Consider the following 14,940-nt stretch of genomic DNA (forward strand, 5'->3'; position numbering starts at 1 on the left):
AGGATTCAATGATTTTATTCAAATAGACGCTCCATAAAACGCTCAATATTAATCTCCGGTTGTACCAACAAAACTAGAACGCTTACCGCCAGATTGTTGAATAGTTCATCAGGATGACAGCCCTCATAAGCCCGGTTATACTTCGGCCATCGCGTTTCTCCATCCCCCTGAAACCGTGATGTCCAGTGCCCCTTCTGCGGCGTACGCCTCGCAGACAAAACCCGGGACGCTCCGCCCGTCCGCTAGCTCCACCCGACCGATCCCGAGCGGCGCGGGAATCGAGGCTGTGAACCTGCCGAAAGACTCCACCGGCATATCCCACAGCTCCACCGCGATCGGCGCTCCGCCTTGAGGCGTCTGTACCAGCCCAGGCTTCGGCGGCTCGGTCGCCAGTTTGTACAGGCGGTACACCGGGGCGGTTTGCGCCTCTTCCGCAAATACCGCGCCGAGACCCGTCATCTGCGGCTCCAGCGGCATGCCGCGCATATGCAGTCCGCAGACGGCGACACGAATTGTGTCCTGCTGCCGCAGCAGGAAGCGCGCGGCCACAGTTAGGTTCGCTTCTTCTTCAGGAAGCGCAAACAGCGTCACGCCGAAGGGGAGCTCCGGCCCCGCCTGTCCGGCCGGAATCGCCAGTGCGCTGAGATCCAGCAGGTTGCAGTGGTTCGTATAGAGGCCCATCTTGCTGTTCGTTCCGATGGGATCTGCGCCGACCTGCTCCCTCGTCCACGTGCCACCGCAGGTCGGCAGCACCAGCACGGCTTGCCGCAGCCAGGAACGGACCGCCCTGCGAATCTCAGCCAAACGATGCTGGGCGCGAAAAAGGGCTGCCGCCGTATGCTCGTCCTGGGCCCCCGAGCGCAGAATCGTTTCCGTCACCGGAAACGTCGACCCGGGATGCGCCTCGATGAAGCCGGCGAGCGCGCTCCAGCGCTCGGCCACGAGCGGCCCCTCGTACAGCAGGGCCGCCGCTTCGTGCAGCAGGGACACATCCACCTGCTGCACGCGGACCCCGGACCGGGCGATCGTCTCCTCCGCCCGGTTCCAGGCCGCCTCGTATTCGGCCGCGAACGGGCCGAAAAACTCGGGGCGGCCCTGCGGGAGCAGCCACGTCTTCGGCTGCTCGCCGCGGTGCAGCGGACGGTCCGCGGAGTACGGATCGTCCGCGCACCACCCGCGTGCGGCCGCATCTACGGCGGCCGCGTCGTCCACGTGACGGGTGAACACCGTCACGCAGTCGATGCTGCGGCAGGCGGGAACGACGCCCGCCGCAGGCCAGGCGCCGACGGCCGGCTTATAGCCGACCAGGCCGTTCAGCGCCGCGGGCACCCGGCCCGAGCCGGCCGTGTCGGTGCCGAGGGCGAACACAGCCTGCCCGCGGGCGACGCTGACGGCGGAGCCGGAGCTCGAGCCGCCGCTGATCAGCTCCGGACGGAGCGCATTATGCGTCTCGCCGTAGGGGCTGCGCGTGCCGACAAGGCCGGTGGCGAACTGGTCCAGGTTCGTCTTGCCCACCGGAATCGCACCGGCGCGGATGAGCCGCTCCACCACCGGCGCGTGCCGTTCCGGCACATACGCATAGTCGGGGCAAGCCGCGGTGACCGGCCAGCCCGCCACGTCGATGTTGTCTTTCACCGCAAACGGGATGCCCCATAACGGACAGACCGCCTGATCCAGCCCCTTCAGCCCTTCGAGATAAGGAGCAATTCGTTCCTCCTCCGGCGGCATGATCCAAATATTCATCCCGCTGTCCCGTTCCGCACGCCCGATAATGGCCGCGATCACCTCTTGCGGCGTAAAGCTGCCGCTCCGATAACCCTGCTGGAGGGCATGGATACACAGTTCAAAAGGAACCGCCTGGATGCTCATGACGCCGCCTCCTTTTCCAACGGAAAGATCGCTGCGATGCAGTCGCCTGCCCGCACCTGATCGCCGGACGCCACAAAGACGGAGGCAATGATGCCATCGAACGGGGCAGGCTGGGAAAACTCCATTTTCATACTTTCTTCTATTATAATAGTCTCACCCTTGCGGACCTCCTGGCCCGGCTCCACGAGCACCTTCCAGACGCTGCCCGACATCGAGCTGTTCACGCCGAGGCTTCCTTCCGGGAGCGTCCCCTGCTCTTGAGTCGCGGCCGCCTCCGGTTCGGATACATGCTCCGCGATGCCAAGCTCCTTCCAGTACGCGCGCTCCTGCTGAAACGCGGCCTGCCGGGACGTCCGGAACACCGCTGATTCCTCCTGGATCGTGTCCAGCCAGGCCAGGTAGTCGCCGAGATTAAACGTCGTTTCTTCGATGTCCACGGTAAACTCCCCGCGCGGGAAGTCCTCCCGCATTCGCAGCAGTTCCTCCTCCGACACCGGATAGAAGCGGATCTGGTCAAAAAAGCGCAGCAGCCACGGCTTCCCCTGCTCAAAGTTCGCCGTTCGGCGGAATTTGTTCCACATCTGTACCGTGCGCCCCACAAACTGGTAGCCCCCCGGCCCTTCCATGCCGTATACGCACAGGTAGGCTCCGCCGATGCCTACGGCATTCTCCGGCGTCCATGTGCGGGCCGGATTGTATTTAGTCGTCACCAGCCGATGGCGGGGGTCCAGCGGAACCGCAACCGGCGCTCCCAGGTATACATCCCCGAGCCCCATGACCAGATAAGAGGCGTTAAAAATGATTTCCGCCACCTCCTCGATCGAGCCCAGCCCGTTCATGCGGCGGATAAACTCCAGGTTGCTCGGGCACCAAGGCGCATCAGGACGCACGTTTTGCTGATAGCGCTCGATCGCCAGCCTTGTGGCCGGATCGTCCCATGATAAAGGGAGCTTGACGATCCTGGAAGGGACCTCGATGGAATCGAGAGGCAGCAGCGTCCGGTCGATCTCCATCACCTTCGCCGCCGCCTCCTTCACGGACATACGGGCCGCATCTACATGAATTTGCAGGGAACGGATGCCCGGCGTCATTTCGATATACGGGATGCTTCCGCTGTCCGTAACCGCCTGCATCAGAACATACACCTGGAAGCGGTACAGCAGATCGAGTTCACGTTCCCCGTATTCCACCAAAATATTTTCGTCCCCGGAGCAGCGCACCGCAATCGGAAAGCGCCGCCCTTCTTCCTCGTATGCAAGCAGCGGCATATAGTCGCCGCGGGATGTATGTGGAAGCTCAGGCAGCTTCGGCACAGACGCACCACCGGAGAGCTCACGCAGAAATACCTCCTGGGCTGCTCTCAGCTCTTCGGCTTCCTTTACAGTGATCAGTCGGAAACGGACCTGATCGCCCGGGCGGAGCTGCCCGATCTTCCAGAGCTCCGCCGTCGCGGTCGTGACCGGGCAGACGAACCCGCCGAGGCTCGGCCCGTCCGGTCCGAGCAGAATCGGCATGTCGCCCGTCAGGTCCAGGGCGCCGACGGCATAGGCGTTGTCGTGGATGTTCGACGGATGCAGCCCGGCGTCGCCTCCGTCCTCCCGGGCCCACAGCGGGGCAGGGCCGATCAGGCGGACGCCGGTGCGCGAGCTGTTGAAATGCACCTCCCACACCGTGGAGGTTAGCTGGTCCAAACTACGCCGGAAGCAGGTATTCGGCGGTACAATGCGGTCCGGGAATGACCCCGAGGGTCCATTCCCGCGTCAGCGCCGGCTGCGATGCCGGTGAGAGGAAGCTTAGAGGCTCGGACTGGCGTTCCGGCGAGTCGCTGCGGACCCGGAGCACCGCCCCCGGCCGCAGCGCGCTGCCGGCATGGCCGCCGAAGCCGCCGAGCGTAAACGTCGACGCGCTGCCCAGCGTCAGCGGCATATCCAAGCCGCCGGCGACGAGCAGGTAAGCGCGCATCCCGGCGGCGGCTTCGCCCAGGGTCAGCACCGAGCCGGCGGACGCCGTCACCGGGGTATACGCCGGCACCGGTTCGCCGTCCAGCTCCGCCTGTATATCGGCCCCGGTCAGGCAGAACCGCATGGCGCCGCGGAAGCGGTAGCTTCCTCCGCGCAGCGTCATTTCCAGACCCGGCGCTTCCTCCGGGTTGCCGAGCAGCCGGTTGCCGATGGCAAAAGCCAGCCGGTCCATCGGCCCTGATGGAGGCACGCCGATATCCCAGTACCCCGTTCGGCCGGGAAGGTCCTGTACGGTGGTTTGAACGCCGCCGTCCAGCACCTCGATCGCCGGCTCGACCGGCTCAAAACCGGCCAGCATGTTCGTATAGACCCGCCCTTCGCGGAACGCTTCGGTATCCAGAAAAGCTTCGATATAAGACTGGTTTGTCGTCACACCGTACACGCGCAGCGCCTGCAGCGCCTCGATCATCCGGGAGACGGCTTCCTGCCGCGTCTTGGCGTGGACGATAATTTTGGCCAGCATCGGGTCATAGAGCGTGGTCACTTCGAGGCCCGGCTGAATCCACGTCTCGATCCTTGCGCGTTCCGGCCAGACCACCGCGTCGATCCGGCCGTCCGCCGGACGGAAAGCATTGACGCAGTCCTCCGCGTACAGACGCACCTGCAGACTGTGCCCCTCCGGTTCACGCACCCGCTGCGCGAGTCCCGGCAAATCGCCGGCCGCCTCCCGGACCATCCATTCCACGAGGTCGATGCCGAGCACCTCCTCCGTGACACCATGCTCCACCTGCAGCCGGGTGTTCACCTCCAGGAAGTAGTACTTCTCCTCCTGCGGATCGTACAAAAACTCGACCGTGCCGGCGCTGCGGTAACCTGCGGCTGCGGCAAGACGCCGCGCGCTTTCGTGCATTTCCCGGCGCACCGGTTCCGCCAGCAGCGGAGCCGGCGTCTCTTCGATGATCTTCTGGTTCCGGCGCTGTACCGAGCAGTCGCGTTCGCCCAGAGCGACCGCTTCGCCGTCGCCGTTGCCAAAGATCTGCACCTCAACGTGGCGCGCCTGCGCAATATACTTCTCCAGAAAAACGCCACCGTCATTGAAATTCGCCGCCGCCAGCCGGGTCACGGATTCGAATGCATCCCGCAGCGCCGCTTCGTCGCCGCAAATACGCATCCCAATGCCTCCGCCGCCGGCCGTGCTCTTGAGCATGACGGGGTAGCCGATCGCTTCAGCCTGCCCGGCGGCTTCGTCCACCGACGAAATAAGCCCTGTGCCCGGCAGCAGCGGCACCCCCGCCTGCTCGGCCATCGAGCGCGCGGTATGCTTCAGGCCGAACAGCTCGATATGCCTGGGGGACGGCCCGATAAACGTGATGCCGTACTCTGCGCATGCTCTGGCGAATCCGGCGTTTTCGCTTAAGAAGCCGTATCCGGGATGCACCGCGTCCGCCCCGGTGTCCAGAGCCGTGCGCAGGATCAGCTCGGCATTCACGTAGCTCTCCTTTGCTGGGCCATCCCCGATGAGCACGGCTTCGTCGGCCTGCTCCACGTGCAGGCTGTCCCGGTCCGCTTTCGTGTACACGGCCACCGACGCAATGCCCATCGCGCGCAGCGTCCGGATAATCCGTACCGCGATCGTTCCGCGGTTGGCGATCAGCACCTTTTTAAACATCGCCTTCGCCTCCTTCCGCATTCCAAACCAGCACCTGCGCCGGCGTCGGGTTATAGGCATTGCAAGGATTGTTCAGCTGCGGGCAGTTGCTGATCAGGACGGTGACCGGCGCCAGCGCCGTCAGCTCGACGTAACGTCCCGGTCCGGATACGCCATCCGCAAAGGTGAGCTCCCCTTCCGGCGTCACCGGCACATTCATGAAAAAATTGACGTTCGGGGCCAAATCCCGCTTCGTGAATTCATCCCGGCCCGCCAGCATCAGCATGAAGGTATCCCGGCAGTTATGCATCGGGAGCGTATCGTGTGAATACCGCACTGTATTGCTCTGGGCCGAGCAGGCACCGCCAAGCGTGTCATGCCGGCCGCAGGTGTCGGCCGTAATCTGCAGCAGCTCCCGCCCCGATTCGGCTACGAGCACTGAGCCTGTGGTCAGATAAATGTTATTTTGACGGGTAATCGTACGGACCGCACTGTAATGATCGCCCGGGTCTTCTTTGGAATAAAACAGAGTGTCCACCGCCTGATTGCCCTCCACATCGACGATGCGCAGCACCTGCCCGGGGAACAGGTCATAAATCCAGCCCTCTCCTGCAGCTATGATGTGATTGTACACGGCATCCGCCGCGTTTCGTTCGCTTGCCACCGCTTGAAATGTGCTCATTTTCAATTCGCCCCTTTCATGAGTGCATAGGCATTCCATGTGTTTTCAAAAGCTCGCCGGTTCTCACCGCAGTGGTTCACGCACAGATCGTCTTCCGTCATTGGCGCGGCATCCGTTATACGGATCTCCACCGCTGCCCCCGGATACACCGCCGAGGGGTTGAGTGGATGCGGCGTGTTCGACACGACCAGCAGCACATCCATTTCCGTCCGAAGGGTGACGGAGCGCCCATCGGTTGGCTGGGGAACATACCTCATCGTCCCGTCCAGCTCGCATACCACTTTCGAAAAGAAATTCACGGGCGCGCTCAAATCCCGCGGCGTCAGGTTATGGCGGTACAGCTCCACTGTCAGGTTTTCCTCGCCGCTTCGCAGCCAGGCGTTGCGCTCCTGCTGGTACGAAGTCGGACCATACTTACCGTCCGTTCCCTTACGGGTCGTGTATCCGCCCAGGGGATCATGCCAGCCGGCAGTATCTTCAATGATGGATGCAAGGACGCGGCCCTGATCGCTCATCAGCACGTGACCTGCCGTATAAAAAGCGGTATGCTGCGCCTTGAGCGAATCCGGCATGTTGTACCTCTCCGACGGATACGCCCCATGATACAGCAGCGCAGACACATTCGCTGAATCGCCCGCGGCCGTCAAGGTGACCGACTTGCCCTTGCCGATATAGGCGGACCATTTGCCGCCGGGTCCCATCGTAATCGAAAAGCTTGCTGTCATTTTCATTCCTCCTATGGAGCAGGCCTGCTGCTGGCCGGACATAAACGCCAGTGAGCCCCAAACCTGCCAATTAAAAATAAAAAAAGCCCAGGAGAAACATCAAAGCGTGCTTTGATAGATTCTCCCGGGCTTTTTTCCCGCCGTGTACACCAGGCTGCCCCGGTGCGCCTTCTCTCGGACCAGCCAGCCGATGACTTTCATCGTCCCGGAACCCTAGAAGACATTTCGTATGCGGTTGTTTATGTTATGAATACTAACATGATCTCTTGGCAGCATGCAATAAAAACTTACAAAAAAATTATTAAAATGCGGATATTTAGCTGTAAAAGGCGGTTTAATGTGAGGTTATAGGCCATAATGGAACATACGTTTGCATGTAAACTCAGAAAAAAGACTTGATTTTTCGGAAATAGCCTGCAAAAATGTGAGATGTCATGACATATCGAATCGCCGTCAGTTGCTTTATCCCTTTGGAGGAGGAATGTCATATGTCAAATAACATAACATTAAAAAGAGATTTATCCTTGTCCCATGTCGTGACCATGGGCCTGGCCTGGATGTCGCCCATGATCTTTTTCACCAGCTTCGGCGTGCTTCACGAGGGTTCGGGAGGCATGCTCCTGGCCGCTTACATGCTGGCGTTTGTAGCCATCGTCTTCACGGCGGCAAGCTACGGGCAAATGGCGAGGGCTTTCCCCGTCTCGGGTTCGGCGTACACCTACGTGACCAAAGCGATGAACCCGTTCCTCGGCTTTGTGGTGGGCTGGGCCGTCCTGCTCGACTATTTATTTTCGTGCATTATCGCTGTGCTCATGTTCGGAATTAATTTGAACGCGCAGTTCCCATCCGTACCCTCGGCGGTCTGGATCATCCTCCTGACGGCCGTCGTCATGGCGATCAATATCATTGGCATCAAAACATCGGCCAATGTCAGCAAAATCTTCGTCCTGATGCAAATTTTGTTTATCGCCGGCTTCTGTGCGCTCTTGGTATACAAAGCGCTGCAAGGCGGGATTACCGCGGGACTCGACCCGTTTGCCGCAGGAAAAGGCGTCTCGTTCTCTTCCATTCTGGCCGGAGCCTCGCTGGTCTGCTTCTCCTTCCTCGGATTCGACTCCATTACGACGATGGCCGAAGAAACGAAAGACCCGAAGAAGACGATCCCCCGTGCCATTATAGTCATTGTCATCCTGGCCGGGCTGATGTATTTTGCCACCGCTTATTTAATCCAGCAAATGTACCCTTCCTTTTCGTTTGCGAGCGCCGACTCCGCCGGCTTTGAGCTGATGCAGTCCATCGGAGGCAGCGTGCTGGCCTCGGTGTTTACGTTCGTCATCATTTTCTCCATTCTGTCCCAAGGCATGTCCTCCATGACGACCGTCACCCGGCTGCTGTTCGTCATGGGTAGAACCTCTCTCCTGCCCAAAACATTCGCTTCCATCCATCCCAAGTTCCGTACGCCCGTGTTCAATATCGTGCTGGCAAGCGTTATTTCCTTGTCCGCCTTGTTCATCAGTTTAGAAACGGCGATCAAATTCGTGAATTTCGGCGCGCTGACGGCGTTCCTGTTCGTCAACCTGTCCGTGATTTTCCACTACATCGTCCGCGAAAAGGGCCGCACTCCCAAAGACCTCATTTTCCGTCTTTTGTGCCCGCTGCTCGGTGCCGGCTTCGTGCTGTACCTCGTCACCCTTCTGGACGTTTCCTCACTGCTGCTTGGCGGCGGCTGGCTCGTATTCGGACTGCTGTTCTATTCGCTGCGGCGGGCCAAACCGACGGTACATGAAGCACCGGGTGCGGAAATGGAGAGCGCGGTTTAAGGGAAAATGACTGCTCGCCATCCTGCCGTTCACACAAGAGGCGGATATTTCGAAAAAAAAGAAAAAGGACACGGCCCGCCTGAACCGCTCAGCGCTGCCGTTGTCCTTTTTTAACTAAAGCATTGAAAACTATCCCAAATCCAACATATCGTCCGCAATGATTCCGTTCTGCACATACCGGACCAGCTTGCTTGCTTCATTCGAAGCCCGGTTGAACCCTTCCGGCGTTAACCACCAGTTGTCCTCCCGGGTCGACGCATCCTCTGCCGCACACATCGAGTATTCGATCCAGGAGGGCATGTACGTCTTTAAGGTCAAGTACGCCCGCCGCATATGGTATGCGGAAGTAACGATCAGAATCCGGCGGATGCCGTGCAGCGAAATGGCCCGGTCCAGGACAAGCAGCGAGGCGAGCACGTTCTCCTTCGTATGCCGCGACTCCTGCTCCACCAGAATTTGTCCGGGAGGGACCCCCAGTTCCACCGCCCTTTCCTTCATCATCAGCGCCTCTGGCAGAGGCTGCCCTTTCCAGATCGTACCTCCCGAAAAAAGAATCATCGGTGCCCGGCCATCCTTGTATAATTGAACCGCTGCGGGAACGCGGTACTTTGCGCCCTTGTTGCTTCCGAACACGAAAATGCAGTCACCTGGCCGACCGTCGTCGGAAATCCCCTTGTACAGCATTGCGGTAATTTGTTCGTGCGATAATTGGCCGGGATTGCATTCTGAAATCATCATCTCCGGCACCCCCGTTTTCCTATGGATTTCTTAGTAAATCTTGCAATAAATGATAGAACCACTTCAATTGTATGAAATAACAACTGAAATGGTTCTCAATTACATCGTATATGATGACGATGCCCAGGCATCGCCGCGCTGGTAAAGGGAACTATCGGAGTAGCGGGATTCGAACCCACGGCCTCACCCACCCCAAGGGTGCGCGCTACCAGACTGCGCCATACCCCGATATATGAACCGCATAAGGCGGTAAATCAACCGCATAGCGACGCGGCTTCAAACGTTCAATGTGCTTCGTCATGGAAATGGTTGCGTTTTCCATCACCGTATTTAACGCTATTATAGCGTATTGGCTCGCACCCCTGCAATACTTAAGGCGGGACAATTGCGGATTATATCCTAACGGCTATTTTGCAGTCCTGACTGTATGATCTCTGATCTTGTAAACCCGGTACGGACAGTATTATAACAAAGCGTTTTAAGTAAGAAGCCGAACGTGCCGGCGGCATGCTGAATTTGATGAAAGTGGGAATACCAGAATCCGCAGATCAAATTCAATAAGGAGCACTATTATCTGCCGAAGGGTATGAATCGTTTTGTGCTGGTTAAAGGGGATTTTGGGAAGATGCTTCCAATTGAAAATATAAGAATTGTTCCGTATACTGATCGTCGAGGACGACAGGTTGTTGGGTGCGCTTTAACGAAAAATCGGCTATGAGGCGGTTTCCTTGACCGATTTCGGGAGCAAAATGGAGCCGTTTAGCTGAGGCTAATGACATTATTCTAGTAAAGGATGGGTAGGGCCATGAAGATAGGGTCGATCGTTATTAATTGTTATAAATTTGACTGCATGGTGGAGTTTTGGAAATCCGCACTTGGTTATGTGCCCCGAGAACCCGGGACCGACGACTGGGTAGTACTATGTGATCCTACAGGAAGCGGACCAAACTTATCTTTCCAAGCGCGGGAAGAGCCTGCAGAGAGAAAAAGTTGGTTACACCTTGACCTCTATACGGATAACCAACATGGAGAGGTTGAACGATTATTAACCTTGGGAGCAAGTCGCTACCCTTGGCGGTATCCCCGTGATGCTGATTTTGTTGTTCTCGAAGATCCGGATGGCAACCTATTTTGTGTTGTGCAGCAAACAGAGTGTTCGTGTTAGCTCTATCGCAACAATCAACACTCTCCCACAAAGTTTTACTGGATTAGCAAAAAGAACAAAGAACCGCAGTCGGCGGCGGTTCTTAAAGTGACATATGCTATTTAGAAAGGATGACTTTCATATCTTTATGCCTGCATTGGAACCGGCGCCTGCCCTGGTGCAGCCTTTTCCCGATTGCCCAGCAGCGAGGAAATTTCGTCCACGGTATAGTATCCGGCGAACCGTTTTTTCCTCACCGCCTTCGTCAGCCAGCTGAAAAAATCCCACACCGGGTCGTCGACCCATCTTCCGTTATGGTTGACCAGAACGGGCGTATACGAGATTTTCAACGCACAAGCGCCCTGCCATTCGAAAAAGAAAATGTTCTCCGTATTTTTTTTCTGGAGTAAAAAGGAGTAGCAGCCTTCCTGAAGAAGATATTTGTCCTGGTTGTGAAAGAAAACCGGTCCTTCCGCCGTCGCCACGATCCCAATCAAGTCGCCGTTGTGATGAACGTAAAAACCCCGGGTGTATTCGATGTTCATATCAGGTGTGAGCCGAACTTCCTGAAGCGAGTAGGGTTCGACTCCCCGGTGTCTGGTTTGCGCTGCGTCCTGAAAATGACTAATGATTTTCATGATTACACATAACCTCCCTCTTCGTACAACGCTTCAATGAGTATACCGCTTGATTCTATACCAATTCTGAACATTGCGGGGCATCCCTATCCTTTATCCCCATAAAAAACATGCCGGGGGAAGACTTGGCCACCCTTGATTTCAAGCATTCCAAAAGAATACAACCTCTCCCTACGCTTGTCCGTAGGAGAACCGGGATTAAACATCAGCACGCCGTCGTCCATCTGCAGGTAAGGCTGGTGGGAATGGCCGAACAGGATGCAGGAAACCGGCTCGCCCTCAAAGGCCTTCCTGGCCTTCTGCGGAGTGGTTATTCTTGATGAATAAGGCTCATGTCCGTGAACAAGCCCAATCTGTACCCCTTCAAAGGAGAGTATCTTTTTTTCGCCAAAACGCTCAATGATCTCGTACCCGTCATTATTTCCGGCAATGCCGTCCACAGGAGCTAATTTCGACAGCTGATCGTACACCTCCAGGGTCATCCAATCGCCCAAATGAAGAATATGGTCAACCTCCCGGAACGCTTCCGTCAGCTTTGCGGGGAGCTCTACTCTGCCTTCTCTTAAATGCGTATCCGAAACAACACCGATAATCATGGTCGTTCCTCCTTTTCTCAATCTGATCACTTTTCCGTAGATCATATTTCACATGAAAATTGCATTTTTCCAGTTACTCCATCTATACCCTGCCTGACTGATGATCATAAGTGCAATTGTGCAGCTATTTTCCCCTGGTCCAACTATTATAGCAACGCCACTGTCTGTGGTCCCACACAAAAAAACTGCCCTGCGGCTTCCATATGGACAGTTCAACGTCCAAAAGGTGCCAAGAGGCAGTCTAGGAACAGCCTTTGTGAAGGCAATCATGGTACTTCATGGTACTAACTTGGCCACGCTTAACTTCGTCCAAACGAACCTGAAGCAGTGACCGCCGTGCCGCCAATTAATATTTGATCAAGTCGGCACGCAGCGGCGTGAAGCAGTCCAGCAGCGCGCTGGCCTCCAGCGCCTTCGCCCCATGCCTGGCGCCCATCGGAATGACGATGTGCTCGCCCTGCGCGATGACCGTCTTCTTGCCTTCGATCGTGAACTCAACGCGCCCCCGCAGGCAGTAGGACATCTGCTCATGCGGGTGGGCATGCTCATATCCTTCTGCACCGGCTTCAAAATGTACTTCCATCATCATCAGCGACGCCCCCGGCTGCAAAATTTTCCGCTTTACGCCGGGCTCCGCGTCCTCCCAAACTCCGATATTGCTCACGATTGTTCCGCCTCCTTATGCTTCTCATTTCATAGACTAAAACGCCTTCGCGATTTCGATCTTCTGCGTTTGCCCGTTGTCCGTCAAATACAAATTATAACTGAATCCTTGATCGTCCATAAAATAAGAAATGTATTTGCCGCCCTCATTTAGCCGCTTTGGCACGAGCAGCGTAGCGATCCGGTGCGAGGACGCAGCCTTCGTCTCCGCCGACAGATGCCAGTGGGTATCCAGCCCCGCGATTTCTTCTGGATCCACGCCCTCGAATCCGCTTGTCTGCGACAGCGCAAGCTCTCCGGACGTGCTGAAGATGAAACGGCCTTCCATCAAGGCTTTCTTGCCGTTCACGTGGAAGGACTGTCCCTTCAACTCCATCTCGTACAGCGTGTGAAAGAGCCACTGCACCCGTCCCGACTGCTCCAGATCGATCGAATCGACAATGACGAAGTAGCTGTTTTGTACAAAATAAATCTCGCGCTTATACTGCTTCAAATACGGTACATGTTCCCGGTAAGCGGCAGCCGGATTCAAGCGGGCATAGGATACGCCCTTGTCATGCCAGGCGTCCTCGACCTCCCCTTTGGCCGCCAGGTTCAGCGCCTTGTTCATGCCGGCGAACTGCCCCTGCCCGTCGATGAGGACGGCGTTTTTGGACTTGGTCTGCCTGCGCCAATTCAAATGCATCGAGCTGTTAAACGCGACATAATACCCGCTCTCAATGGCCAGGGGCTCCCCGTAAGCGTGCAGCAGGAACGCGCCCTGATCGCCGTGGCTGTGGCTGACCGAGCCATACCGGCTGCTCTTGGCGATGAGGGAAATCTGCTCCGCAGGATCGTGCAGGCGGTGATGCATCGCCACCCAGCCGATGTCGCGGAACCATTTGACGGGCTCGATGCCGGAAGGCTCTACCGGTTCAACCTGCGGATAATTGTGCCGGTACACGAGGTCATCGAAGGCAAAATCCCACCAGCCGTAGTTGTAAAACATGCGGTCGGCCTCCGGATTCGCGTCCTTCAGCTGGTCGAAGTACCATTGGTACCATCCGTTTCCGGTCACGCCGGCAAACTCGCGCATGTTGTAGCCGACCTTTTTGATGATATCGTCCCCGAGCGTCGAGTTGTCGCCAAAGGCCGTCCGCGTCGACGTGGTGGGACTGTAGCAGTAGAGGGGAAAATCGCCTGTACGCTGAAAAAAAGGCCGCCGGAACACGTCGAGCTCCGAAAAGTTTTTGAGCAGGTTCAGGCCTTCCGTCAGGTAAGCCATGCCCGTCGTCCAGTAGTGGGGCCCTTCGGCCCAGCCGCCGTCCTTGCCTCCCCATGGGGAGAACAGTGTGTAATAGTACTCCACCGTGTAGTCCAGCCATTCCCTGGCCTCCGGCGCTTCGTCGAACAGTGCAATGCAGCAGGGCACGAGCACCGAGGATAAGGAGCGGACAGCATGGCTGTCATAAGGGACATGATGGATCTTCGAGCGCTGGATCACATGGTACGCCACCTGCCGGGTCCGGGCGAGCAGCGGCTCCCGCACCGCTTCCAGCTCATCCTCCGTCAGCTCGCCGTGGAGCCAGTCGTAGCCCCAGGCCAGCGCCGCGGCGATCCGAAATGCCGCTTCGTCGTTATAGTCGCGGCTGGTCGGGCCGTCCGTGTCCCAGGACGCGGCGTGCAGCAGCCAGGCTTTCGCCTTCGCGAGCAGCTCGGCGTCCTGCAGCACGGCACCGGCAACGCTCAAATGCCGGATGGCGTACAGCACCTGCTGGCAGGCCAAATAGCTTCCGCGCCACAGCGCCGCCGTCCGGCGGTTGTCCGGATAGGGCTTCGGCTCCTCAATTAGCTCCCGGGTCAGCCAAGGCTTGACCGATTGCTCGAAGAAGGCCTGCCATCCGCTGCCTGCCGCATCCTCCCTTACTGTGCCGCGGTACGCTTCCAGCTCTTCCGGCTGCAGCCACAGCCGGGGATGACCGGCGCGTACGCGGCTGTAGCGCTCGCTCCGGGACGGGAGCGCCGTCTCCGGCAGCCCCTCCGGCACCTGAAATTCTCTTACGGTGCTCCATTCGGACTGCTGCGCCTCCGGCCCTTCCCCTTCGAGCAACGCGTACCGCCAATAATACGTTCCCGGCCCCAAGGCCTCGGGAGGCGTAAAGAAATTATAGGGGATCGGCCCGTAGGTTCGGGTCGTCTCCCCGGTGAAATCCGGCGCGGATGACACCTCCAGCACGTACCGGTCATCTTCCAGCTTCGCCGGGATCCAGGTAAACCTCGGCGGGTTCTCGATCAGCTCCGTTTGCCCCGAAGGCGCATACTGCACCGTTAAATCGCCGCTTTGCGGCTGATACAATCCGTTTGCCGTTGCCATTGTCCGTATCCCTCCAGTTTGGGTGAAGCTGTAGTAAGCTTATAGTCCTTATCCTTATCTCACTGTGCCCCTATATCACGTTCCTTGTCCGTCCATTTGCTCA

General features: G+C 57.8%; 10 protein-coding genes, 1 tRNA gene, 1 pseudogene and 1 riboswitch. Of the genes and pseudogenes, 2 read left to right on the forward strand and 10 right to left on the reverse strand.

Annotated features, from left to right (window positions below; all coding sequences use genetic code 11):
- Nucleotides 1-135: 135 nt before the first annotated feature.
- The 4 genes and pseudogenes from ABIE48_RS25670 to ABIE48_RS25685 form a co-directional block, all read right to left on the reverse strand.
- Nucleotides 136-1,869: an allophanate hydrolase gene (locus tag ABIE48_RS25670; RefSeq protein WP_192716987.1), complete on the reverse strand. Its 1,734-nt coding sequence runs from the start codon at nt 1,867-1,869 to the stop codon at nt 136-138.
- Nucleotides 1,866-5,499, reverse strand: a pseudogene (gene uca / locus ABIE48_RS25675) (urea carboxylase). Before uca ends, ABIE48_RS25670 begins: the two are co-directional and overlap by 4 nt.
- A complete protein-coding gene (locus ABIE48_RS25680) occupies nt 5,492-6,160 on the reverse strand; it encodes an urea amidolyase associated protein UAAP2 (protein WP_145028891.1) in 669 nt (222 codons plus the stop codon). Before ABIE48_RS25680 ends, uca begins: the two are co-directional and overlap by 8 nt.
- A gap of 2 nt (nt 6,161-6,162) precedes the next feature.
- Entirely contained in the window at nt 6,163-6,885 is a 723-nt protein-coding gene (locus tag ABIE48_RS25685) for an urea amidolyase associated protein UAAP1 (RefSeq protein ID WP_192716989.1), read from the reverse strand.
- 119 nt (nt 6,886-7,004) lie between these two features.
- Nucleotides 7,005-7,113, reverse strand: a riboswitch (guanidine-I (ykkC/yxkD leader).
- Between the two features lie 260 nt (nt 7,114-7,373).
- Between ABIE48_RS25685 and ABIE48_RS25690 the strand changes: the two genes are divergently transcribed.
- The gene (locus tag ABIE48_RS25690; RefSeq protein WP_192716990.1) at nt 7,374-8,705 is read left to right on the forward strand and encodes an APC family permease; all 1,332 of its coding nucleotides are present in this window, start codon (nt 7,374-7,376) and stop codon (nt 8,703-8,705) included.
- Nucleotides 8,706-8,834: 129 nt separating this feature from the next.
- Here the strand turns inward: ABIE48_RS25690 and ABIE48_RS25695 are convergent, their stop codons facing one another.
- Nucleotides 8,835-9,443: a YdcF family protein gene (locus tag ABIE48_RS25695; protein WP_192716991.1), complete on the reverse strand. Its 609-nt coding sequence runs from the start codon at nt 9,441-9,443 to the stop codon at nt 8,835-8,837.
- Nucleotides 9,444-9,597: 154 nt separating this feature from the next.
- Nucleotides 9,598-9,671: transfer RNA gene (locus tag ABIE48_RS25700), tRNA-Pro, on the reverse strand.
- Nucleotides 9,672-10,248: 577 nt separating this feature from the next.
- Between ABIE48_RS25700 and ABIE48_RS25705 the strand changes: the two genes are divergently transcribed.
- Entirely contained in the window at nt 10,249-10,608 is a 360-nt protein-coding gene (locus ABIE48_RS25705; RefSeq protein ID WP_145028885.1) for a VOC family protein, read from the forward strand.
- A gap of 125 nt (nt 10,609-10,733) precedes the next feature.
- On the opposite strand, the gene ABIE48_RS25710 is transcribed toward ABIE48_RS25705, so the two are convergent.
- The 4 genes from ABIE48_RS25710 to ABIE48_RS25725 all read right to left on the reverse strand — a co-directional run bounded on the left by ABIE48_RS25710 (nt 10,734) and on the right by ABIE48_RS25725 (nt 14,837).
- The gene (locus ABIE48_RS25710) at nt 10,734-11,225 is read right to left on the reverse strand and encodes a hypothetical protein (RefSeq protein ID WP_145028883.1); all 492 of its coding nucleotides are present in this window, start codon (nt 11,223-11,225) and stop codon (nt 10,734-10,736) included.
- 86 nt (nt 11,226-11,311) lie between these two features.
- On the reverse strand, nt 11,312-11,821 hold the full coding sequence (locus ABIE48_RS25715) for a metallophosphoesterase family protein (protein ID WP_192716992.1): 510 nt from the start codon (nt 11,819-11,821) through the stop codon (nt 11,312-11,314).
- 346 nt (nt 11,822-12,167) lie between these two features.
- Complete coding sequence (locus tag ABIE48_RS25720) at nt 12,168-12,485, reverse strand: cupin domain-containing protein (protein ID WP_076175515.1); 318 nt, start codon at nt 12,483-12,485, stop codon at nt 12,168-12,170.
- Nucleotides 12,486-12,521: 36 nt separating this feature from the next.
- Nucleotides 12,522-14,837, reverse strand: coding sequence for a DUF4962 domain-containing protein (locus tag ABIE48_RS25725; protein ID WP_192716993.1), 2,316 nt, complete (start codon nt 14,835-14,837; stop codon nt 12,522-12,524).
- Nucleotides 14,838-14,940 lie beyond the last annotated feature (103 nt).

This window comes from Paenibacillus sp. OAE614, assembly GCF_040546645.1.
GTDB classification, from domain to species: Bacteria; Bacillota; Bacilli; order Paenibacillales; family Paenibacillaceae; genus Paenibacillus_AQ; species Paenibacillus_AQ favisporus.

Excerpts from the sequence above, each read along its gene's own strand:
- ABIE48_RS25705 (WP_145028885.1), top strand. The coding sequence starts at position 10,249 with ATGAAGATAGGGTCGATCGTTATTAATTGTTATAAATTTGACTGCATG.
- ABIE48_RS25670 (WP_192716987.1), bottom strand. The coding sequence starts at position 1,869 with ATGAGCATCCAGGCGGTTCCTTTTGAACTGTGTATCCATGCCCTCCAG.
- ABIE48_RS25695 (WP_192716991.1), bottom strand. The coding sequence starts at position 9,443 with ATGATGATTTCAGAATGCAATCCCGGCCAATTATCGCACGAACAAATT.
- ABIE48_RS25725 (WP_192716993.1), bottom strand. The coding sequence starts at position 14,837 with ATGGCAACGGCAAACGGATTGTATCAGCCGCAAAGCGGCGATTTAACG.
- ABIE48_RS25710 (WP_145028883.1), bottom strand. The coding sequence starts at position 11,225 with ATGAAAATCATTAGTCATTTTCAGGACGCAGCGCAAACCAGACACCGG.
- ABIE48_RS25685 (WP_192716989.1), bottom strand. The coding sequence starts at position 6,885 with ATGACAGCAAGCTTTTCGATTACGATGGGACCCGGCGGCAAATGGTCC.
- ABIE48_RS25680 (WP_145028891.1), bottom strand. The coding sequence starts at position 6,160 with ATGAGCACATTTCAAGCGGTGGCAAGCGAACGAAACGCGGCGGATGCC.
- ABIE48_RS25690 (WP_192716990.1), top strand. The coding sequence starts at position 7,374 with ATGTCAAATAACATAACATTAAAAAGAGATTTATCCTTGTCCCATGTC.
- ABIE48_RS25715 (WP_192716992.1), bottom strand. The coding sequence starts at position 11,821 with ATGATTATCGGTGTTGTTTCGGATACGCATTTAAGAGAAGGCAGAGTA.